This is a genomic window from Rahnella sp. BIGb0236 (assembly GCF_004364755.1).
Lineage (GTDB): Bacteria > Pseudomonadota > Gammaproteobacteria > Enterobacterales > Enterobacteriaceae > Rahnella > Rahnella victoriana.
Window position 1 is genome coordinate 24,232 of sequence record NZ_SOAO01000004.1, and the last position, 22,166, is coordinate 46,397.

Below are 22,166 nucleotides of genomic sequence, written 5' to 3' on the forward strand. Positions count from 1 at the left end.
AGCGAAATATGTAGTAATCCGTGCAGCGAACGGGTTACTTTTGTCACTCAAATTGGATTTGTCAGGTTACCTATGTCGAACAGCACACTGAGTGTGGTGATCCTTGCCGCGGGCAAGGGAACACGCATGTACTCCAACCTTCCTAAAGTTCTTCACCCCCTGGCGGGCAAGCCAATGGTTCAGCACGTCATTGATGCGGCCACGCAGGTGGGCGCCCGCAACGTGCATCTGGTCTATGGTCACGGTGGTGATTTGCTGAAGAAAAATCTGGCAGGCAGTGATCTGAACTGGGTATTGCAGGCGGAGCAACTGGGTACCGGTCATGCGATGCAGCAGGCGGCACCTTACTTTGCCGATGACGAAGATGTGCTGATGCTGTACGGCGATGTTCCGCTGATTTCCGTCGATACGCTGAATAATTTACTGCAAGCCAAACCGGAAGGTGGCATTGGTTTGCTGACTGTCGTACTCGATGATCCCACCGGTTATGGCCGTATTGTCCGCGACAACGGTATTGTTACCGGCATCATTGAGCAGAAAGACGCCAGCGAAGAACAGCTGAAAATCCGCGAAATTAACACCGGTATTCTGGTGGCCAATGGCGCGTCATTCAAACGCTGGCTGAGCCAGCTGAATAACAACAATGCGCAGGGTGAATATTACATCACCGATATCATTGCGATGGCGCATGCCGAAGGGCATGTCATCGCCACGGTTCATCCGGCGCGTAACAGTGAAGTGGATGGCGTGAATAACCGTCTGCAACTGTCCCGTCTTGAGCGCGTATACCAGAGTGAGCAGGCAGAGCGCCTGTTACTCGAAGGCGTCATGCTGATGGATCCTGCCCGGTTTGATTTGCGTGGTGAACTGGCCCACGGTATCGATGTGCTGATCGACACGAATGTCATTATCGAAGGTCACGTCAAACTGGGTGATCGCGTCAAAATCGGCACCGGCTGTGTTCTGAAAAACTGCGTGATTGGCGATGACTGTGAAGTCAGCCCGTACAGCGTTTTCGAAGATGCCGTGCTGGAAAGCGGCTGCACTGTCGGTCCGTTCGCCCGTCTGCGTCCCGGCGCGGAGCTGGCGGAAGGCGCACATGTCGGCAATTTCGTGGAAATCAAAAAAGCGCGTCTGGGCAAAGGCTCCAAAGCCGGCCATCTTTCCTACCTCGGCGATGCTGAAATCGGGGATAACGTGAACATCGGCGCAGGCACCATCACCTGCAACTATGATGGTGTGAACAAGCATAAAACCATCATCGGTCACGATGTCTTTGTCGGTTCAGATTCACAACTGGTTGCGCCTGTCACCGTGGGTAATAACGTGACGATCGCTGCCGGTACTACGGTCACGCGCGACGTGCCGGACAATGGTTTACTGTTAAGCCGGGTGCCGCAGGTGCATAAACCTGACTGGCAGAAACCGGTAAAGAAAAAATAAGCTGTTCATAATAATCCCCAACTCTCTACAAGGCTCGGGGAACCGCAAGTACACCGGAAAACGGGGCTTGCGGATAAATCAGGTCAGGCATCAAAAAAGGTCCCGAAAGACCTTCAATAGGAATAAAACTGATGTGTGGAATTGTAGGCGCAGTAGCGCAACGCGATATTGCTGAAATTCTGTTAGAAGGTTTACGCCGTCTCGAATACCGCGGGTATGACTCTGCCGGTCTGGCTGTCATCGATGCTGACGGGAAAATGGGGCGCTTGCGTCGTCTGGGTAAAGTCCAGATGCTGGCTGATGCACTGGATCAACATCCTTTGCATGGCGGCACCGGGATTGCTCACACCCGCTGGGCAACACACGGCGAACCTTCTGAAGCGAACGCTCATCCGCATGTATCTGATTACATTGCCGTGGTGCATAACGGCATTATCGAAAACCACGAACCTCTGCGTGAATTACTGATTGAACGCGGCTACCGTTTTGATTCCGAAACGGATACCGAAGTGATCGCGCATCTGGTGCATTGGGAACAACTTCAGGGCGGCACGCTGCTGGAAGTGGTTCAGCGGGTGATCCCGCAACTGCGTGGCGCATACGGCACCGTAGTGATGGACCGGCGTGATCCGTCCGTTCTGGTCGCCGCCCGTTCCGGCAGCCCGCTGGTGATTGGCCGTGGCGTCGGAGAAAACTTCATTGCTTCCGATCAGCTGGCGCTGCTGCCGGTGACCCGTCGCTTCCTGTTCCTGGAAGAAGGCGATGTGGCCGAAGTGAAACGTCGTTCCGTCAGCGTATATGACAAAAATGGTCATGCCGTTGAGCGTGTGGAAATCGAATCCAAAGTGCAGTACGACGCCGGTGATAAAGGCGTTTACCGTCACTACATGCAAAAAGAGATTTACGAACAACCGCTGGCGGTCAAAAACACTCTGGAAGGGCGTTTCAGTCACGGCGAAGTGAACCTGAGCGAGCTGGGTGAAAAAGCTGACGACATTCTCTCCCGTGTTCAGCACGTGCAGATTATCGCCTGCGGCACCTCATACAACTCCGGTATGGTGGCGCGTTACTGGTTCGAGTCGCTGGCGGGGATGCCGTGTGACGTCGAAATCGCCTCAGAATTCCGCTATCGCAAATCCGCCGTGCGTCCGGGCAGCCTGATCATCACGCTGTCTCAGTCTGGCGAAACGGCTGATACGCTGGCAGCACTGCGTCTGTCGAAAGAACTGGGTTATCTCGGATCTCTGGCAGTGTGTAACGTGGCCGGTTCTTCTCTGGTGCGTGAATCCGATCTGGCGCTGATGACCAAAGCCGGTACCGAAATCGGTGTGGCCTCAACCAAAGCGTTCACCACGCAGCTGACCGTTCTGCTGATGCTGGTGGCGCGTATGGGCCGCCTGAAAGGTATGGATCCTCAGGTCGAGCACGACATCGTTCACGCGCTTCAGGCGTTACCTGCGCGTATTGAACAAATGCTGTCGCTGGATAAAACCATCGAAACGCTGGCAGAAGGTTTCTCTGATAAGCATCACGCGCTGTTCCTTGGCCGTGGCGATCAGTACCCGATCGCGATGGAAGGTGCGCTGAAGCTGAAAGAGATTTCGTATATTCATGCGGAAGCCTATGCGGCGGGCGAGCTGAAACATGGCCCGCTGGCGCTGATCGATGCAGATATGCCGGTGATCGTCGTTGCGCCGAACAATGAGCTGCTGGAAAAACTGAAATCGAATATCGAAGAAGTGCGCGCCCGTGGCGGGTTGTTGTACGTCTTTGCCGATCAGGACGCCGGTTTCACCGACAGCGAAGGCATGAAGATTATCCAGTTGCCACACGTTGAAGAGATCGCCGCACCGATTTTCTACACCGTGCCGTTACAGCTGCTGTCTTACTATGTTGCCCTGATTAAAGGGACTGACGTGGATCAGCCGCGTAACCTGGCGAAATCTGTGACCGTCGAATAAAACCGACCGGTTTCAGTCATGGAATGTCTAAGCGCCTCCCGGGGCGCTTTTTTTTCATTACCGGCTTTTTTCTTTGTCAGCCGCGGTCACGATTCTGTGTCACGGACTTCGTAACCCGCGCCGGATAAGGTATAGTTCGCGTTTTTTACGAAGGTGCTTTGCTGAATGCTGAACAACTCCTCCATTCGTCTTAACAAATACATTAGCGAGAGCGGTATCTGCTCGCGCCGCGATGCCGATCGTTACATCGAACAGGGAAATGTTTTTATCAACGGCAGGCGTGCCGCGGTAGGTGCTCAGGTATTTGCCGGCGATGTGGTGAAAGTTAACGGTCAGCTTATCGAGCCGCGTGATGAAGAAGATCTGGTGCTTATCGCGCTGAACAAGCCGGTCGGTATTATCACGACAATGGAAGAAGGTGAACGGGACAACATCCGTGATTTCGTTAACCACAGCAAACGTGTCTTCCCGATTGGCCGTCTGGACAAAGATTCGCAGGGACTGATTTTACTGACCAACCACGGCGATCTGGTCAACAAAATCCTGCGCGCCGGTAACGACCACGAAAAAGAATACGTCGTGACCGTCAACAAACCGATCACTGATGAGTTTATTGCCGGTATGGGCGCGGGTGTGCCGATGCTCGGAACCGTGACCAAAAAATGCAAAGTGAAGAAAGAAGCACCGATGGTGTTTCGTATTACGCTGGTGCAGGGGCTTAACCGCCAGATCCGCCGTATGACCAAGCATTTCGGTTACGAAGTCACGAAGCTTGAGCGCGTGCGTATCATGAACATCAATCTGAAAGGATTGCCGCTGGGCGAATGGCGCGACCTGAACGATGATGAACTGATTGAGTTATTTAAACTGATTGAAAACTCCTCATCAGAAGAAAAACCGACCAAAAAAGCGCCAGCCAAACCTGCTCAGGCGAAAAAAACCGCTGTCACAAAACCGAAAAATACGGAAAAGCCAGACGCTAACGCTGCGTCCCGTAAGCGTTTTGCACAGCCGGGACGGAAGAAGAAAGGGCGATAATCTGACCGTTTTTTGTCTTCAGCCGGTGTCAAAACCGGCATTTCCCTCCTAAAACCCCCGCTTTTTGCCCGTAACGTTCGAATTGTGACCAGTGTCATAAAACTGTCATATTACGTACATTTTACTGTCACTAAACTGTCCTATTTTCCTCCTGTGCCAAACACTTTAATTAACGTCGACATCAGTCGGGAAGTTTAAAACCACCAGGAGTGGAACATGAAATTGATGCGTAACACCGTCGCCGGTCTTGTAGCAGCGACTTTCTCCCTCACAGCAATGTCTGCTTTCGCTGCCACTAACCTGACTGGCGCTGGCGGTACTTTCCCTGCCCCTGTCTACGCGAAATGGGCAGACGCTTATCAGAAAGCCACCGGTACTCAGGTTAACTATCAGGGCATCGGTTCTTCCGGCGGCGTGAAACAAATCATCGCCAAAACGGTGGATTTCGGCGCATCTGATGCACCGATGAAACAAGAAGATCTCGACAAAAATGGCCTGTTCCAGTTCCCTACCGTGATCGGTGGCGTGGTACTGGCGGTGAACATCCCGGGCATCAAATCTGGTCAGCTGACGCTGGATGGCGCGACGCTGGGTGACATCTACCTCGGCAAAATTAAAAAGTGGAACGACGCGGCGATCACTAAGCTGAACCCGGGCGTGACACTGCCAGACACCAATATCGCGGTGGTTCGCCGTGCGGATGGTTCCGGTACTTCCTTCGTGTTCACTAGCTATCTGGCGAAAGTGAACAGCGAGTGGAAAGACAAAATCGGTTCAGGTTCTACGGTTAACTGGCCTACCGGTCTGGGCGGCAAAGGTAACGACGGCGTGGCCGCTTTCGTACAGCGTCTGCCGGGTTCAATCGGTTACGTAGAATATGCCTACGCCAAACAAAACAACCTGGCTTACACCAAACTGGTGGATGCCGATGGTAAAGCGATCAGCCCGACTGAAGAATCCTTCAGTGCAGCCGCCAAAGGCGCTGACTGGAGCAAAACCTTCGCTCAGGACCTGACCAATCAGAAAGGTGATAACGCGTGGCCAATCAGTTCCACCACCTTTATCCTGATTTACAAAGACCAGCAAAATGCAGAGAAAGGCACTGAAGTGCTGAAGTTCTTCGACTGGGCTTACAAAAACGGCAACAAACTGACCACCGATTTGGATTACGCCGCACTGCCTGATTCTGTTGTTGAGCAGATCCGCGCAGCCTGGAAAACCAATATCAAAGACAGCAGCGGTAAAGCACTTTACTAGGATCTGGCCTCGGGTCTGATATAGAGTACAAGTCTTCTGCTTCATTCCCTCTCCGGCCGGGGAGGGAATTAAATCTGAATTAAAAGAGAGTGGTATGGCTGAATACAAGCCGGCTATTAAGGCACCCAGCAAAAACGGTGACATCCTCTTCGGCGCGCTGGTCAAACTGGCTGCGCTGATTGTGCTATTTATGCTGGGCGGTATTATCGTCTCGCTGTTTATCGCGTCGTTACCCAGCATTGAAAAGTTCGGGCTGTCTTTCCTGTGGACGAAAACCTGGGATGCGCCGAACGAGCAATTCGGTGCGCTGGTGCCGATTTACGGCACGGTCGTGACCTCCGTGATTGCCCTGCTGATTGCGGTTCCGGTCAGCTTTGGTATCGCATTATTCCTCACCGAGCTGGCGCCGAACTGGATGAAACGCCCGCTGGGTATCGCGATTGAACTGCTGGCGGCCATCCCCAGTATTGTTTACGGCATGTGGGGTCTGTTCGTTTTCGCCCCGCTGTTTGCGCAGTACTTCCAGACACCGGTGGGCGACGTCCTTTCCGGTATCCCGATTGTCGGCGCACTGTTCGCCGGGCCGGGGTTTGGTATCGGCATTCTGGCAGCAGGCGTCATTCTTGCCATCATGATCATCCCGTACATTGCCTCCGTCATGCGCGACGTGTTCGAGCAAACGCCGGTGATGATGAAAGAATCCGCTTACGGTATTGGCTGCACCACGTGGGAAGTGATCTGGCGCATCGTGCTGCCGTTCACCAAAAACGGCGTGATTGGCGGCGTTATGCTTGGCCTTGGCCGCGCGCTGGGCGAAACCATGGCGGTAACCTTCATCATTGGTAACACCTACCAGCTCGACAGCGTCTCACTGTACGCGCCGGGCAACAGTATCACTTCGGCGCTGGCCAACGAATTCGCCGAAGCGGAAGCCGGTCTGCACACCGCTGCACTGATGGAACTGGGCCTGATCCTGTTCGTCATCACCTTTATTGTTCTGGCGCTGTCAAAAGTCATGATCCTGCGTCTGGCTAAGAAAGAGGGCCGTTAAGATGACGACACTCGAAATGCAAAGTAACGCAGCATTACTGGAATCGCGTCGTAAACGTCAGGCATGGCGTCGTCAGAAAAACCGTCTGGCGCTGATGGTCTCCATGATGACCATGGCGTTTGGCCTGTTCTGGCTGGTGTGGATCCTGTTTACCACCGTTGTTAAAGGCGTTGATGGCATGTCGCTGGCGCTGTTTACGCAAAATACGCCGCCACCGAATACCGCAGGCGGCGGTCTGGCGAACGCCATTGCGGGCAGCGGACTACTGATTTTGTGGGCCACGGTGATTGGTACGCCACTGGGCGTCATGGCGGGGATTTATCTCGCCGAATATGGCCGTAAGTCCTGGCTGGCGGAATTCATTCGTTTCATTAACGACATTCTGCTTTCCGCACCTTCCATCGTTGTTGGCCTGTTTGTGTACACCATTATGGTGGCAAAAATGGGGCACTTCTCTGGCTGGGCGGGCGTGCTGGCGCTGGCGCTGTTACAGATCCCGATTGTTATCCGTACCACGGAAAACATGCTGAAACTGGTGCCGGACAGCCTGCGTGAAGCGGCTTATGCGCTGGGGACGCCAAAATGGAAAATGATTTCGGCCATCACCCTGAAAGCCTCGGTTTCCGGCATCATCACCGGCATCCTGCTGGCCATTGCCCGTATTGCCGGTGAAACCGCACCGCTGCTGTTTACGTCGCTCTCCAACCAGTTCTGGAGCACAGACATGATGCAGCCGATTGCCAACCTGCCGGTCACTATCTTTAAGTTTGCGATGAGCCCGTTTGGCGAATGGCAACAACTGGCCTGGGCGGGCGTGCTGCTGATTACGGTGTGCGTACTGTTGCTCAATATTCTGGCGCGTGTGATTTTCGCCCCGAAAAAGCAATAAGTTGATTCATTATTGATGGCAGACGATATCGCCTGCCGTCACTGTTTACCCGGCGTCGCCACGCGGCGCGCGAATAAGAGAGATGTCTGAGAATGACTGACGCATCCAACAGCAAAATTCAGGTTCGCGATCTGAACTTTTATTACGGCAAATTCCACGCGCTGAAAAATATTTCCCTGGATATCGCTAAGAACGAAGTCACGGCATTCATCGGCCCGTCTGGTTGTGGCAAATCCACGCTGCTGCGTACGTTTAACAAAATGTACCAGCTGTATCCGGAACAGCACGCGGAAGGCGAGATCCTGCTCGATGGCGAAAACATTCTGGTCGATAAGCAGGATATCGCGCTGCTGCGCGCCAAAGTCGGCATGGTCTTCCAGAAACCGACGCCATTCCCGATGTCGATTTACGACAACATCGCCTTCGGTGTCCGTCTGTTTGAAAAACTTTCCCGCACCGATATGGATGAGCGTGTGCAATGGGCGCTGACCAAAGCCGCGTTGTGGAATGAATCCAAAGACAAGCTGCACCAGAGTGGTTACAGCCTGTCTGGCGGTCAGCAACAGCGTCTGTGTATCGCCCGGGGTATTGCGATCCGCCCTGACGTTCTGCTGCTCGATGAACCGTGCTCCGCGCTGGATCCGATCTCTACCGGCCGTATCGAAGAGCTGATCACCGAGCTAAAATCTGATTACACCGTGGTGATCGTGACTCACAACATGCAGCAGGCTGCGCGTTGTTCAGATCGCACTGCGTTTATGTATCTGGGCGAACTGATCGAATACAGCGACACTGACTCGCTGTTCACGTCACCAGCGCGCAAACAGACTGAAGATTACATTACTGGCCGCTACGGTTGAGGTAAGAACAATGGACAACCTGAACTTAAACAAACACATATCCGGCCAGTTCAATGCCGAGCTCGAGCATATCCGTACGCAGGTTCTGGCGATGGGTGGCCTGGTTGAGCAGCAGCTGACAGATGCCATCACCGCCATGCACAATCAGGATGCGGAACTGGCACAGCAGGTCATTCAGGGCGATGACAAAGTGAACATGATGGAAGTGGCGATCGACGAAGCCTGCGTGCGCATTATTGCCAAGCGCCAGCCGACCGCCAGCGACCTGCGTTTAGTCATGGCGATCATCAAAACCATTTCTGAGCTGGAACGTATCGGCGACGTGGCGGATAAAATCTGCCGTACGGCGCTGGAAAAATTCTCGCATCTGCACCAGCCTCTGCTGGTGAGTCTGGAGTCGCTTGGCCGCCACACCGTGCAGATGCTGCATGATGTGCTGGATGCCTTTGCGCGTATGGATCTTGACGAAGCGGTACGTATTTACCGTGAAGACAAGAAAGTGGATCAGGAATATGAAGGCATTGTGCGCCAGCTGATGACCTACATGATGGAAGATCCGCGCACCATTCCCAGCGTGCTGACCGCGTTGTTCTGCGCCCGTTCTATCGAGCGTATCGGCGACCGTTGCCAGAACATTTGCGAATTCATTTTCTACTTCGTCAAAGGCCAGGATTTCCGTCATGTGGGCGGCGATGCGCTGGACAAATTGCTGACCGACGGCAAAGGTGATGCGGATAAAGAATAAAAAGTCTTTGATATTCACCGACAAAAAAGGCCTCTTACGAGGCCTTTTTGCTATCCGCTCTATAACAGCGTCCGGTCAACACCCTTACTTCATGACATAGCGCAGTGCGACCTGTACCGCCAGCTGGCGGTAATGTGCGACCTGTAAATCCACTTCATCCGGATTTTCAAACAACGCGCCAAACGTATACTGGTTGGCGACCTGATGCACACACAGGCTGCTGATCAGCCGGTGCACGTCACGCGCCTGCGCGTCATCCTTAAACAGATGACTTTGCTTACCGCGCGCGAGAATGTCTTCCAGCAGCGTTAAGGCCGTTTTGTTAATTTCACGGATGCTGGTGGACTGACGGATAAAGCGGCCGCGCAGCATGTTTTCCGTCGAGACAATCCGGATAAATTCCGGATGCGAGACGTGGAAATCAAAACTGGCTTCCACCAGTTTGACGATCGCTTCGGCGGGCGGGAATGAAGACAAGTCCAGCTCCAGCTCGTGCTGACGAATACCGCGATAAACGTGCTCCAGAACCAGCATGTACAGGGCTTCTTTGGTCTTATAGTGATAGACCACCATACGTTTCGTGGTGCTGGCATTGGAGGCGATGTTTTCCATGCGCGCGCCCATCAGGCCGGATTCAGCGAATTCAGCCAGCGCGCTGTCGAAAATGCGTTGTTTGAGCCCTATCGGATCATTTTTACGTCCCGGCGCCGGGGAACTTTGGCTGCTCAGCGTCTTATCCTCATCATTAACCTCATTCACGCCACAGAGAGTAACCATTGATTCGCTCAGTTACAATCTGTGCATATCCGTAAGCCTACAACACTTGACGAACGCTCTGCCAGAGTCCACTACTGTTAGTATCGAAACCTGACGAAAAGGACGCTATTTTGCCTGACACCACCCGGTTACGTTCGATTGCGACAGTTTCAGTACCAGGAACCTTGCCCGAAAAACTCACAGCGATAGCCGCTGCGGGATTTGATGGCGTGGAAATATTCGAAGATGATTTGCTTAAAAGTCCGGTCAAACCGACGGCTATCCGTAATCTGGCCGATTCCCTCGGCTTACGTATTTTTCTGCTGCAACCTTTCCGGGATGTCGAAGGGGTGCCCCCTCCGCGGCGGGTTGAGAAACTGGCCCGCGCCCGTCGCCAGTTCGATCTGATGAGTGAACTGGGTTGCGACCATTTGCTGGTGTGCAGTAACACCGATCCCGACAGTTCGCCGGAGCGGGATGTGCAGATTGCCGATCTCGCGGCGCTGGCCGACATGGCGCAGCCCTATGACATCCGTATCGGCTTTGAAGCGCTGGCGTGGGGGAAACACATCAACCGTTACCGGCAGGCGTGGGATCGCGTAAGGGAGGTCAACAGCCCGGCGCTGGGTATCGTGCTCGACAGCTTTCATATTCTGGCGGTGGGCGATAACCTCGACCGGCTGGATGAGGTGCCGCTGGAGAAAATCAGCTTCCTGCAACTGGCTGATGCGCCGTTTAAAGACATGAATGTGCAGCAGTGGAGCCGCAGCTACCGCTGTTATCCGGGGCAGGGCGATTTACCGCTGGTGGATTTCGTCAGCACGCTGAACCGTAAAGGATTCACCGGCCCGTGGTCACTGGAAATCTTCAACGATAAAACCCTGCCGCTGGCGGATGGCCTGCGCTCCCTGACGGAACTGGAAAAGCGGATGCAGGCGTACGAAAAAACCCTTAACCCGTGATCTGATACCCCATCTCCCGCCAGATCCCCGGCAGTTCACGCAGGTCGTGGAACGTCGTGACCAGCGGGTGATCCAGCGGGGGATTGTGCGGATCGGCGCAATAGTAAAAGACCGGGATGCCTGCGGTGATCCCGGCCTGTGCGCCCGCCACGGAATCTTCCACCAGAATGCAGTTTTCCACCGGCACGTTCATGACCTCGGCGGCTTTATACAACACGGCGGGATCGGGCTTCCAGCGCTGCAAATCGTAGCCACTGAATAACTTATCGCCCATAAAGGGCAGCAGCCCGGTCAGTCCGAGGGAATGCTGCATTTTGGTGACCGGGCCGTTAGAGACCACGCACATCGGCACGGTGATCTGTTCCAGTAATTCGCGTGCGCCGTCAATCGGCTCAAGTTTGCTGTCAAACAACCGTGCGACATGCTGGCGGAACACCCCTTCCATGTCTTCTTTCGGCACGTCGATCCCCTGCTCTTTATTGATGATGGCGATAATTTCGTACAGCTTTACGCCCTTGTATTTTTTGTACATTTCATCGAAAGAGACCGTCACACCAAAATGGGCAAACATCTCGACATAGGCTTCGCAACACAACAATTCACTGTCCACCAGCGTACCGTCGCAATCAAAAAAGACACATTTTACCTGTGACATACTTCCTCCGTGTGAGTGGTTCATCTATTGGTGTGCGTTATGGCACTGTACCCGAACGATAGATTTAATCCCATACATCCAGTGCTGGCGCTTTCCGGCTAAAATCCTTAGGATACCCCCCGATTGTTTTTCCCCCATTTTGGAACTCACCAATGAGCACACCACAGAGCAATGCGACTGCGGGTAAAGGTCTGGCCGAACGTCTGTTTAAACTGACGCAGCATGGCACCACCGTCCGCACAGAAACTATCGCCGGTTTAACCACCTTCCTGACCATGGTCTACATCGTCTTCGTGAACCCGCAGATTCTGGGTGTCGCAGGCATGGATAAACAGGCCGTCTTTGTGACTACCTGTCTGATTGCCGCGTTCGGCAGCATTCTGATGGGCGTGATCGCCAACCTGCCGGTCGCTCTGGCACCGGCGATGGGCCTGAATGCGTTCTTTGCGTTTGTGGTGGTCGGCGCGATGGGTGTTTCATGGCAGATCGGGATGGGCGCGATATTCTGGGGTGCCGTGGGTTTGCTGCTGCTGACCATTTTCCGCATCCGCTACTGGATGATTGCCAATATTCCGGTCAGCCTGCGTGTGGGCATCACCGCCGGTATCGGGCTGTTTATCGGCATGATGGGGCTGAAAAACGCCGGCATTATTGTCCCGAACCCTGACACCATCGTCACTATCGGTAACCTGACCTCGCACAATGTGCTGCTGGGCGTGCTCGGCTTCTTCATTATTGCCGTTCTGGCGTCGCGTAACTTCCACGCCTCTGTGCTGGTGTCGATTATTGTCACCACTGTGATTGGCCTGATGATTGGTGACGTGCATTACACCGGTTTCTGGTCGATGCCGCCGAGCATCACCACGGTTGTCGGTCAGGTGGATTTGAAAGGCGCGCTGAACATCGGTCTGGCGGGCGTTATTTTCTCCTTCATGCTGGTGAACCTGTTTGACTCCTCCGGCACGCTGATTGGTGTGACCGATAAAGCCGGTCTGGCTGATGCGCAGGGCAAGTTCCCGCAGATGAAACAGGCGCTGTACGTTGACAGCGTGTCTTCCGTAGCGGGGGCATTTATCGGCACTTCATCGGTGGGCGCGTACATTGAAAGCACCTCCGGCGTTTCCGTGGGCGGTCGTACCGGCCTGACGGCGGTAGTAACCGGTTTGCTGTTCCTGCTGGTGATCTTCATTTCCCCGCTGGCGGGGATGGTGCCGGAATACGCGGCGGCCGGTGCGCTGATTTATGTCGGCGTGCTGATGACTTCCAGTCTGGCGCGAGTTTCCTGGGATGACCTGACCGAAGCGGTTCCGGCGTTCGTGACTGCGGTAATGATGCCGTTCAGCTTCTCGATCACCGAAGGTATCGCGCTGGGTTTCATTTCTTACGTGGTGATGAAACTGGGTACCGGCCGCTGGAAAGAAATCAGCCCGTGCGTGGTGGTGGTTGCCCTGTTGTTTGTGCTGAAAATCGCATTTGTTGACGGGCACTAACCGGTCATCAAAATACCAAAAAAACAGCCCGCATTTGCGGGCTGTTTGCTTTTCTGACGGGCTGAATTACGGGGTGACGCGGCGGGTGTAGTCCGCAAAGGCGGTCAGCTGCCCACGCAGGAAATCGAGCGTGCCCTGGTCGATCACTTCGCCGATTTGGTCATCCACTTTATTCTGGATCACGCCGCCCATAAATTCAGGTTTGTTCATCACCATCGCATCCAGGAACACCAGGATCTGACGCAGATGATACTGACAGCGCGCGCCGCCGACCGGCCCCATGGAACTGGTCTGGATCAGCACCGGTTTACCGGCCAGAGGCTGATCAGGCAGGCGGGAAATCCAGTCAATCGCATTTTTCAGGCCGCCCGGAACGGAGTAGTTATATTCCGGTGTCACGATAATCACGCCGTCTGCCTGACGGATCTGCTCCGCGATAGCCTCGATTTCGGCCGGAAAGCCCTCTTCCTGCTGAATATCCGCATCGTACAAGGGCAATGTACCGATGGAAGGCAGCGCGTCAATGCTGACGCCTTCCGGTGCCACTTTCGGCAAGGTGCGGGCGACCATCCCGTTGTAAGACGCTTTACGCAGACTACCTAACAGTGTGACAAACTTCAGTGGTTGAGCTGACATGAATAACTCCTGTTATGGATGAGATGTTCGTGATTTATTTGGCTGGCGGGAGGCTGACGAACTTCATGAAGTGAGGCGATTCAGATTGCTGGTCGGTGGACAGGGTTTGCGTGCGGGTGAAGCCATTTTCGGGTTCGTAGCGCCAGCACTGCAAACGGATAATCGACGGCGATTGCGCACATGCCCAGGTAATCGACCCTTCAATGTCGCTCATCACCTGCGCCTCCGGTGTGACGGTGGATCGCAAACGGCCTGAGGCCGGATTCAGACTGAGCGTCAGCGGGCCGGGATCGTTCAGGCCGGACATTTTCAGCATGCTCTGGCGGATACACCACAGTTGCAGCGAGGATTCCACCGGATCGGATTGCATGGCAATCCAGGTTTTTTCTACCGCAGAAAGCTGTAACTGTTGTTGCGGATTGACCAGCGCACTGCGGGCATGAATGATTTCGAGATCCAGACCGACTTTCCCTTCACTGCTGATCAAAACCCCAACGGTGCTTCCCGCATACGCAAGGCTGAAATCAGGCAGATCGGGCGATTCAAAACTCGGGCGACCACTGGGTAAAGTGATCACGTTCGGCAGCTCGGCAATGCCGTACAGGTAGAAAATCATTTCTGCCAGCAGGACACGGCCGTTGAGAAAACGTCGTCGCTGTTTTTCGGAAAGGTGTCTCGCGGAAATGACGATATCTCCGGGCAACCGGTGGGTATCCGGTTCGGCATCCGTCAAAGCCCATCTTGCAAAATGGCACGCCATTGTTCACTCCATGATTAATGGTTCGTACATATTCTCTCTGTTGTCAGAAAGAATAACATTAAGAGAAATCATTAAAAACCGCTTAAAACCCGCATCACAGCACACTTTTTTCACTTTTCAGAAAGTTTTTCATAACCATAAAGTGAAAGTAATCACAGTCTTAATCCCTTGTTGAGAAAAAATCTCATCGGCATGATGTTCTGGTTTTTCACTCATATGATCTGCGCACCAGATATATCTACTATAGCAACATAAAGAAACGTCAGAATATGCCGTTACTAGTTAAGCAGCGATCTCGCTGCTTTGCCTGTGAGTACCCTAAAATGTTAAAAACAACGCAATCCCGCTTTATCGCATTGATCAGCTTGTTTTTTATTGTGCTGGTCATCGTTACGCTTATCGTGATCCAGGTGTATATCGCCCCCCAACTGAAACAGACAGAAAGCAATCTGGTTGCCAATCAGGTGGATGATGTGGCGGTCGCGATTAATGACCGTCTGAATAAAGTCGAGTCTCAGGTCCGTACCATCACCCAGACTGTCGCACAAATGGACAGCGACAGTATCGATCGTTTGCTTCCGGCGCTGGTCGATCAGTACGGGGATGCGGCGGTGTTCGGTGGGGGGATCTGGCCGCTGCCCAACCAGCGTGATCCGGCCAAAATTAAATTCAGTACCTTCTTTGCCCGTAATAATAACAATCAGCTGACGGTCAATACGTTCTGGAACAGCGCTGAATCGCCAAACTATTTCGATCAGTCCTGGTATATGGCGGCGTCAAAAGGGGAAAAGGGCCAGTGTGTCTGGGCTCCGGCCTATTTCGATGACGCCAGCACCCAGCCACGCACCAACTGTGCGATGCCGATTTATAAAGGCGACAAACAATGGGGCGTCGCCACCATCGATGTCACGCTGGGGTTCTTTAACCAGCTGGTGACGGAAATGGAGAAAAAGGTTAACGCGAAAATTTATATCGTGGAGAAAGACGGCACCATCGTCGGCACCAGCCATTCCGGTGATGAAAAACTGCCGAAGCTGGCTTCACTGGGCGAAACCTCCCCGCTGGCCATGCAAATCCGTAAAAGTCTGGATCAGATCAACGGTCAGGCCAGTCTGGTGGCGGATTACGATAACGACGGCACGTCGCACACGATGTTTATGAGCAACATTCAGGGGCCATGGTTCATCGCCACGGATATGCCTACCAGCCAGTTGCTGGCGCGCAGTCACAGCATCCTTGCGAGTCTGGGGCTGGTGCAGATCCCGATGGTCTTGCTGCTGCTGATCGTCCTGATTGCGGCAATCAAAATTTTCATGCGTCAGCTGGCGGCACTGAATAAAAACATCGCGCAGCTTTCGGCTGGCGGCGCGGATTTAACCCAGCGTCTGCCGGAAAGCCGCAGTCCCGAGTTCAATCAGATCAACCAGAGCTTCAACAGTTTCCTGTCATTCCTGCAATCCATTCTCCGTCAGGTCGGCGACAGCAGTCTGGCAATCACCTCGGCTTCACGCCAGATTGCCAGCGGTAATCTGGATCTCTCGGCGCGTACCGAGGAACAGGCCAGTTCGATTGTGGAAACGGCGGCGTCAATGGAACAGCTGACCAGCACCGTGAAACAGAACGCCGCCAATGCGGAGGGGGCCAATCAGCTGGCGCGCAATGCCTCGGCTGTGGCCGAGAAAGGCTCGGAAGTGGTGAAACAGGTCGTGGATACCATGGGCTCTATCACCCGTTCTTCGCACAAGATTGTCGATATCATCAGTGTGATCGACGGCATCGCTTTCCAGACCAACATTCTGGCGCTGAATGCGGCGGTTGAAGCGGCCCGTGCAGGCGAGCAGGGGCGCGGTTTCGCCGTGGTGGCCTCCGAAGTGCGCAGTCTGGCGCAGCGTTCGGCCACCTCCGCGCGGGAAATCAAAAAGCTGATTGAGGATTCAGTGGCGGATATCTCCACCGGCAGCGAGCTGGTGGCGACGGCGGGAACGACAATGGATGAAGTCATGGGCGGCGTAAATAACGTGGCGACGCTGATGAACGAGATCATGTCTTCCAGCCAGGAGCAAAGCCTGGGTATCGAGCAGGTCAACGTTGCGATCACTCAGCTGGATAACGCCACCCAGCAGAACGCCGCGCTGGTCGAACAGGTGTCTGCTGCCGCGCAGGCGATGCAGGATCAGACCGTTCAGCTGGAAACCGTGGTCGCCGGATTTAAACTCTGATCATGTCCGACTAAATTTGATTTAATTGAGCGGTAAGTGAGCAATCACTTACCGCTTTTCATTTTGTGGCATGACTCAGTAAAAGGCGTGTTCAGTCATGAAGTTAATCAGGCTGTTGAGCTTGGCGCGCGGCCTGAAATCAGGCAGATACACCAGATGCACCGCCCGGGGCTGCGGAATAAAAGATTCAAGCACCGGGATCAGCTTCCCGCTGGCGATGTCTTGTGCCAGCAATACTTTGGGCTGCAATAACAAACCGGCGCCTTCCAGTGCGGCGGCACGCAACGCATGGCCGTCGTTGGAGACATAGCGGCTGTTCACCGGCCACGCCGACGTGGTGCGTTCTGCATTCGCCAGTTGCCAGCCTTCGCTCTGATTCCAGACGGTATGCACCAGACACGGGTGCGTTTTCAGATCGTCCGGTGAAACGGGCGTGCCGAACTGCTGCAAATACCCCGGAGACGCACAGATCACCATTTCATAAGGCTTCAGTGGCTTTGCGACCAGCCGGTCATCGCCGATCTCACCGATACGGATCGCCGCGTCAAAACCTTCACCGATCAAATCGACCCGGGCGTTACTCAGTATCAGTTCCACGTTCACTTCAGGATGTTTTTGCAGGTAACGGGCCAGCATCGGCGCCACGACACTGGAACCCAGCGATACCGGCGCGCTGACCCGCAGCAGCCCGGTCGGCACGCTTTGCAGGCTTTCCATTGCGCTTTCGGTGAATTTCATCTGATCCAGCACCCGTTTGCCGTTTTCATAAAGCACTTCGCCGGCATCGGTCAGGCTTTGCCTGCGGGTGGTACGCTGCAACAGGCGGGCATTCAGATGCTTTTCCAGTTGCTGAATGTGTTTACCGACCATCACCGCCGAGATCCCCAGTTTTTCTGCCGCAGCACTGAAATTTCCGGTTTCGACTACGCTGACAAAGACTTCGATATTCCGCAGCTTATCCACATTACAAACCCTGAGTTAGAACAGAACGAAGAATATGAGTCTATATCTAACCCTGAGTTTGGTGAAAGATGATCTGACAAACCAACGTTGAGGGATCTGTGATGAAAATTTTAGTGATTGGCGGTACAGGCACATTAGGTCAGGCGGTGATTCGGGAGTTTGGCGCAGACCATGAAATCATCACCGCAGGCAAAAACCGGGGCGATTTTCAGGTCGATATCACTGACGAAAACAGCGTGAAAACGCTTTTCCGCAACACGGGAAATGTCGATGCGATTATCGCCACCACCGGCAGCCTGCACTTTGGCCCGCTGACTGAAATGACGGCAGAACAGTTCAACAGCGGATTACAGGACAAATTACTGGGGCAGGTACGCATTGCGCTGATCGGTCAGTCATTCCTGAATGATGGCGGGTCGATCACGCTGACCAGCGGCATCATTGCGGATGAACCTATCCGTCAGGGAGCAAACGCCACCACAGTGAACGCGGCAGTGGAAGGTTTTGTCCGTGGCGCGGCGATTGAACTGCCCCGGGGGATTCGCATCAACGTGGTCAGCCCGACCGTGGTGGAAGAGTCACTGAAAGCTTACGGCCCGTTCTTCCCCGGCTTTGAGGCAGCATCGGCAGCGCGTGTGGCAAAAGCCTATCGTCGCAGTGTGGAAGGTGCGCAAACCGGGCGCGTTTATAAAGTCTGGTAAGGCGTAATCTGTTTAATCCAATAAAAACCCACATTGCGCAATGTGGGTTTTGTTGGTGGCGAAGGGCTGATTATTTACCGATACAAAAGCTGGAGAAAATCCGCCCCAGCAAATCATCAGACGTAAATTCGCCGGTGATTTCGCTCAGCGATTGCTGTGCCAGGCGCAGTTCTTCTGCCAGCAATTCACCTGCCCATGCACCCAGCAACTGATCTTTGCCCTGAACCAGATGCTGTGCGGCCTGTTCCAGCGCCTGCAGGTGACGGCGACGGGCGAGGAATCCGCCTTCCATATTATGGTTGAAGCCCATCACCTGTTTCAGATGATCGCGCAGCAGATCCACGCCATCGCCCGTGCGGGCAGACAGACGAATAAGTGAGTGACCATTCACTTCCGTTTGTCCCAGGGCTTCGCCGGTGATATCGGCTTTATTCCGCACAACGACAATCGGCAACGTCGCAGGCAGGCGGGCCATAAATTCTGGCCAGATGTCTGCCGGTTCGGTGGCCGCCGTGGTGGTGCCGTCGACCATAAACAGCACTAAATCCGCCTGTTCGATCTCATTCCACGCACGTTCGATACCAATACGCTCCACTTCGTCGCTGGCTTCACGTAACCCGGCGGTGTCGATGATGTGCAACGGCATGCCGTCGAGATGGATGTGTTCGCGTAAAACGTCGCGCGTGGTGCCCGCGATATCGGTGACGATTGCCGCTTCACGGCCTGCCAGCGCGTTCAGCAGGCTCGATTTACCGGCGTTCGGACGACCGGCAATCACCACTTTCATCCCTTCGCGCAGCAGGCTGCCCTGACGTGCTTCCGCACGTACGGCGTCGAGATCGCCCATCACGGTATTCAGTTGCGCTTCGATTTTGCCGTCGGACAGGAAGTCGATTTCCTCATCGGGGAAGTCGATTGCCGCTTCGACGAAGATCCGCAGGTGAGTGAGTGCTTCCACCAGATGATGAATACGGTTCGAGAAAGCGCCCTGTAAGGAGTTAACCGCAGACCGTGCGGCCTGCTCGGAACTGGCGTCGATAAGGTCAGCAATCGCTTCAGCCTGTGCCAGATCGAGTTTGTCGTTAAGGAATGCCCGTTCAGAGAATTCGCCCGGACGCGCAATACGCACGTTTTCCAGCGCGATAATGCGTTTGAGCAGTAAATCCAGGATCACCGGCCCGCCGTGGCCCTGTAACTCAAGCACGTCTTCACCGGTAAAGGAATTCGGGCCGGGGAACCACAGCGCGATGCCCTGATCCAGCGTGCTGCCATCGGCATCCTGAAACGGCAAATAATCGGCATAACGTGGTTTCGGCAGTTTACCTAAGACAGCCTGTGCCACATCACGCGCCGCCCGGCCGGAAATGCGCAAAATGCCCACACCACCGCGGCCGGGTGGAGTTGCCTGGGCAATAATGGTATCTGAGGTGCTCATAGCAATGATCTCTGTTGGTCTTTTTACGGATATGCAAAAGGCGGTCAAATGACCGCCTTTGTCTTTAATCATCAAGTTTAGCGGTCAGGACGAAAGCCGCCCTGACATTCACTTATGACTTTTTCTTGTCGCGGCTGTGCAGGCCACGTTTTTCCAGCCCGCGATAAATCAGCTGCTGCTGGAGAATGGTGACCAGGTTACTGACGATGTAGTACACCACCAGACCGGACGGGAACCACAGGAAGAACACGGTGAAGATGACCGGCATGAAGGTCATGATCTTCTGTTGCATCGGGTCAGTGACGGTGGTCGGCGACATCTTCTGGATGAAGAACATCGTGATACCCATCAGAACCGGCAGAATGTAGTACGGGTCTTGCGCTGACAGGTCATGGATCCACAGGATAAATGGCGCATGGCGCAATTCAATGGAACCAGACAGCATGTAATACAGTGCCAGGAAGATTGGCATCTGAATAACCAGCGGCAGACAACCCCCCAGCGGGTTCACTTTCTCAGACTTATACAGCGCCATCATTTCCTGACTCATGCGCTGTTTGTCATCACCGATACGTTCACGCATGGCGGCCAGTTTCGGCTGCAGCATACGCATTTTCGCCATCGACGTGTACTGTGCGCGGGTCAGTGGGTACATGATACCGCGGACAATAAAGGTGATTACGATGATCGAGAAGCCCCAGTTACCGACAAACCCTTGAATGAATTTCAACAGTTTGAACAGTGGCTGAGAGATGAACCACAACCAACCGTAGTCAACCGTCAGATCCAGGTGAGGCGCGATAGCGGCCATCTTGTCCTGAATTTCCGGGCCAACCCACAGGATAGACGCAACTTGTTGCTGCGCACCTGGTGCAACGGTAAACGGCGTGCCTTTAAAGCCAATCGTTGAGATACCGTTATTGGTGGTCGTGAAGAAGGTATTGGTGTCTTTCGCTGACGGGATCCACGCGGTAGCAAAGTACTGCTGCAACATCGCAACCCAACCGCCCTGCGTGGTGACATTCAGCGCTTCGCTCTTATCGAACGCGTACTTCTGATATTTGTCATCACTTGAGGAGTATGCCGCGCCGCGGAATGTGTGCAGAGCAAAGTTATTGCTGCCGGTATCACGGTGCTTAGGCAATTCGGTGGTTTGTTTCAGCTGGCCAAACATGGTCAGTTCAAGCGGGGCTGCCGTGGTGTTGTTGATGTTGTATTCAACGTTTACCGCGTAAGAGCCACGTTTGATCACGAAGGTTTTGGTGTAAACCGCACCGTTTGCCGCCGTGTAAGTCATCGGAATGCGCAGTTCAGACTGGCCTTCAGCCATCGTGAAGGTATCGGAGCTCGCCTGGAACAGAGGGCGTTCGCCGTTAGCCGGATTGTCTGGACCGTTTTTGCCTGTCAGGCCGCTTTGCGCCTGATAGAGGAAATTAGGAGTGGTTTCCAGTAACTGGAAAGGCTGGTCAGAGCCTAAAGTCGTCGGGTACGCCTTCAGCAGAGCCTGCTCAATGTCGCCACCACGGGTGTTGATCGTTAATGACAGCACATCACTGTTAACTGTAATTAATTTGCCCTGTCCGCTATCAGGAACAGCCTGATTAGCAGCATCACCGTTTGCAGTGTTCGCAGTCTGTTGCGTGGTCTGGTTGGCCGGTTGCGGAGCGTGGTCCGTTTGCCATGCCTGCCAGATCATGAAAGACACGAACAGCAGAGCGATGAGGAAAAGATTGCGTTGCGAATCCATCGTTAGTGTTCTCTGTTATTGTCGGTTTTCGGCGGTACGGGGTCATCACCACCTGGGTTCAAAGGATGGCATTTTAATACGCGTTTCAAAGTCAACCAACTGCCTTTTAACATGCCAAAACGACCAATTGCTTCAATACCGTATTGAGAGCAGGTTGGTCGAAAGCGGCAATGTGGCCCGAGCAACGGACTGATGAATAACTGATAACCACGTATCAGCTTTATCAGGATGCGGGAGCCTGTCGGCAATGTCGACGCCATAATTTCTCCAACGCTTCCGTCAGCGCGCGATTATCTAAATCGGCGACACCCTTCTTGGCGACCACCACAAAATCCATCGACGGCAGCGTGTGCTGATTCAACCGGAAACTTTCGCGGGTTAGGCGTTTAATCCGATTGCGTTCATGTGCGCGTTTGACGTGTTTTTTTGCGACGGTGAGACCGATGCGGGGATGCCCCAGCTCGTTCAGGCGGCCGAGTATCGTGATTTGCGGCGTGCCAGCCCGTTGTGGCTGCTGGAAGACGAAAGTGAAATGACGGGGAGTTAACAAACGTAACTCCCTGGGAAAAGCGAGCTTAACCACTAAATAGGTTAGCTT

General features: G+C 54.0%; 20 protein-coding genes and 1 pseudogene. 12 read left to right on the forward strand and 9 right to left on the reverse strand.

The window, feature by feature from the left end; translation table 11 throughout:
* Positions 1-72: 72 nt before the first annotated feature.
* From glmU to phoU, 8 genes are all read left to right on the forward strand, one after another.
* Complete coding sequence (gene glmU / locus EDF78_RS09835) at positions 73-1,443, forward strand: bifunctional UDP-N-acetylglucosamine diphosphorylase/glucosamine-1-phosphate N-acetyltransferase GlmU (protein WP_133823003.1); 1,371 nt, start codon at positions 73-75, stop codon at positions 1,441-1,443.
* A gap of 131 nt (positions 1,444-1,574) precedes the next feature.
* On the forward strand, positions 1,575-3,404 hold the full coding sequence (glmS, locus tag EDF78_RS09840) for a glutamine--fructose-6-phosphate transaminase (isomerizing) (protein ID WP_133823004.1): 1,830 nt from the start codon (positions 1,575-1,577) through the stop codon (positions 3,402-3,404).
* Between the two features lie 165 nt (positions 3,405-3,569).
* The gene (rluF, locus tag EDF78_RS09845) at positions 3,570-4,442 is read left to right on the forward strand and encodes a 23S rRNA pseudouridine(2604) synthase RluF (RefSeq protein WP_133823005.1); all 873 of its coding nucleotides are present in this window, start codon (positions 3,570-3,572) and stop codon (positions 4,440-4,442) included.
* 216 nt (positions 4,443-4,658) lie between these two features.
* Positions 4,659-5,699: a phosphate ABC transporter substrate-binding protein PstS gene (gene pstS / locus EDF78_RS09850; RefSeq protein WP_095924044.1), complete on the forward strand. Its 1,041-nt coding sequence runs from the start codon at positions 4,659-4,661 to the stop codon at positions 5,697-5,699.
* A 94-nt stretch (positions 5,700-5,793) separates the two neighbouring features.
* Positions 5,794-6,750: a phosphate ABC transporter permease PstC gene (pstC, locus tag EDF78_RS09855; RefSeq protein ID WP_095924043.1), complete on the forward strand. Its 957-nt coding sequence runs from the start codon at positions 5,794-5,796 to the stop codon at positions 6,748-6,750.
* 1 nt (position 6,751) lies between these two features.
* Complete coding sequence (pstA, locus tag EDF78_RS09860; RefSeq protein ID WP_119825590.1) at positions 6,752-7,639, forward strand: phosphate ABC transporter permease PstA; 888 nt, start codon at positions 6,752-6,754, stop codon at positions 7,637-7,639.
* Positions 7,640-7,731: 92 nt separating this feature from the next.
* A complete protein-coding gene (gene pstB, locus EDF78_RS09865) occupies positions 7,732-8,499 on the forward strand; it encodes a phosphate ABC transporter ATP-binding protein PstB (protein ID WP_013577692.1) in 768 nt (255 codons plus the stop codon).
* Positions 8,500-8,509: 10 nt separating this feature from the next.
* A complete protein-coding gene (gene phoU / locus EDF78_RS09870) occupies positions 8,510-9,244 on the forward strand; it encodes a phosphate signaling complex protein PhoU (RefSeq protein WP_095924041.1) in 735 nt (244 codons plus the stop codon).
* Between the two features lie 84 nt (positions 9,245-9,328).
* Here phoU and EDF78_RS09875 read toward each other — a convergent pair whose 3' ends face one another.
* On the reverse strand, positions 9,329-10,021 hold the full coding sequence (locus EDF78_RS09875) for a TetR family transcriptional regulator (RefSeq protein WP_095924040.1): 693 nt from the start codon (positions 10,019-10,021) through the stop codon (positions 9,329-9,331).
* Between the two features lie 110 nt (positions 10,022-10,131).
* On the opposite strand from EDF78_RS09875, the pseudogene EDF78_RS09880 reads away from it, so the two are divergent.
* A pseudogene (locus tag EDF78_RS09880) lies at positions 10,132-10,944 on the forward strand (sugar phosphate isomerase/epimerase); the annotation flags it as partial.
* Between the two features lie 7 nt (positions 10,945-10,951).
* Here EDF78_RS09880 and yieH read toward each other — a convergent pair.
* Positions 10,952-11,617 (reverse strand): 6-phosphogluconate phosphatase, encoded by a 666-nt coding sequence (gene yieH / locus EDF78_RS09885; RefSeq protein WP_095924038.1) that lies wholly within the window; start codon positions 11,615-11,617, stop codon positions 10,952-10,954.
* Positions 11,618-11,769: 152 nt separating this feature from the next.
* Between yieH and EDF78_RS09890 the strand changes: the two genes are divergently transcribed.
* Positions 11,770-13,107, forward strand: coding sequence for an NCS2 family permease (locus EDF78_RS09890; protein ID WP_095924037.1), 1,338 nt, complete (start codon positions 11,770-11,772; stop codon positions 13,105-13,107).
* A gap of 66 nt (positions 13,108-13,173) precedes the next feature.
* Here EDF78_RS09890 and EDF78_RS09895 read toward each other — a convergent pair whose 3' ends face one another.
* Complete coding sequence (locus EDF78_RS09895) at positions 13,174-13,743, reverse strand: NADPH-dependent FMN reductase (RefSeq protein ID WP_133823006.1); 570 nt, start codon at positions 13,741-13,743, stop codon at positions 13,174-13,176.
* 34 nt (positions 13,744-13,777) lie between these two features.
* A complete protein-coding gene (locus tag EDF78_RS09900) occupies positions 13,778-14,503 on the reverse strand; it encodes a hypothetical protein (protein WP_133823007.1) in 726 nt (241 codons plus the stop codon).
* A 323-nt stretch (positions 14,504-14,826) separates the two neighbouring features.
* On the opposite strand from EDF78_RS09900, the gene EDF78_RS09905 reads away from it, so the two are divergent.
* Positions 14,827-16,722, forward strand: a complete 1,896-nt coding sequence (locus EDF78_RS09905; RefSeq protein ID WP_133823008.1) for a methyl-accepting chemotaxis protein — start codon at positions 14,827-14,829, stop codon at positions 16,720-16,722.
* Positions 16,723-16,797: 75 nt separating this feature from the next.
* Here EDF78_RS09905 and EDF78_RS09910 read toward each other — a convergent pair whose 3' ends face one another.
* The gene (locus tag EDF78_RS09910; RefSeq protein ID WP_133823009.1) at positions 16,798-17,685 is read right to left on the reverse strand and encodes a LysR family transcriptional regulator; all 888 of its coding nucleotides are present in this window, start codon (positions 17,683-17,685) and stop codon (positions 16,798-16,800) included.
* A 101-nt stretch (positions 17,686-17,786) separates the two neighbouring features.
* Here EDF78_RS09910 and EDF78_RS09915 point away from each other — a divergent pair, with 101 nt between their 5' ends.
* Positions 17,787-18,386, forward strand: coding sequence for a short chain dehydrogenase (locus tag EDF78_RS09915; RefSeq protein WP_133823010.1), 600 nt, complete (start codon positions 17,787-17,789; stop codon positions 18,384-18,386).
* Between the two features lie 70 nt (positions 18,387-18,456).
* On the opposite strand, the gene mnmE is transcribed toward EDF78_RS09915, so the two are convergent.
* The 4 genes from mnmE to rnpA all read right to left on the reverse strand — a co-directional run bounded on the left by mnmE (position 18,457) and on the right by rnpA (position 22,151).
* Positions 18,457-19,821 carry a tRNA uridine-5-carboxymethylaminomethyl(34) synthesis GTPase MnmE gene (gene mnmE / locus EDF78_RS09920; RefSeq protein WP_119825582.1) on the reverse strand — a complete coding sequence of 455 codons (1,365 nt, stop codon included), beginning with the start codon at positions 19,819-19,821 and terminating at the stop codon, positions 18,457-18,459.
* A 112-nt stretch (positions 19,822-19,933) separates the two neighbouring features.
* Positions 19,934-21,568: a membrane protein insertase YidC gene (gene yidC, locus EDF78_RS09925; RefSeq protein WP_119825580.1), complete on the reverse strand. Its 1,635-nt coding sequence runs from the start codon at positions 21,566-21,568 to the stop codon at positions 19,934-19,936.
* 2 nt (positions 21,569-21,570) lie between these two features.
* Positions 21,571-21,828: a membrane protein insertion efficiency factor YidD gene (gene yidD, locus EDF78_RS09930; protein WP_095924029.1), complete on the reverse strand. Its 258-nt coding sequence runs from the start codon at positions 21,826-21,828 to the stop codon at positions 21,571-21,573.
* A complete protein-coding gene (rnpA, locus tag EDF78_RS09935; RefSeq protein WP_071823635.1) occupies positions 21,792-22,151 on the reverse strand; it encodes a ribonuclease P protein component in 360 nt (119 codons plus the stop codon). The genes yidD and rnpA overlap by 37 nt, the downstream gene beginning before the upstream one ends.
* Positions 22,152-22,166: the final 15 nt, after the last annotated feature.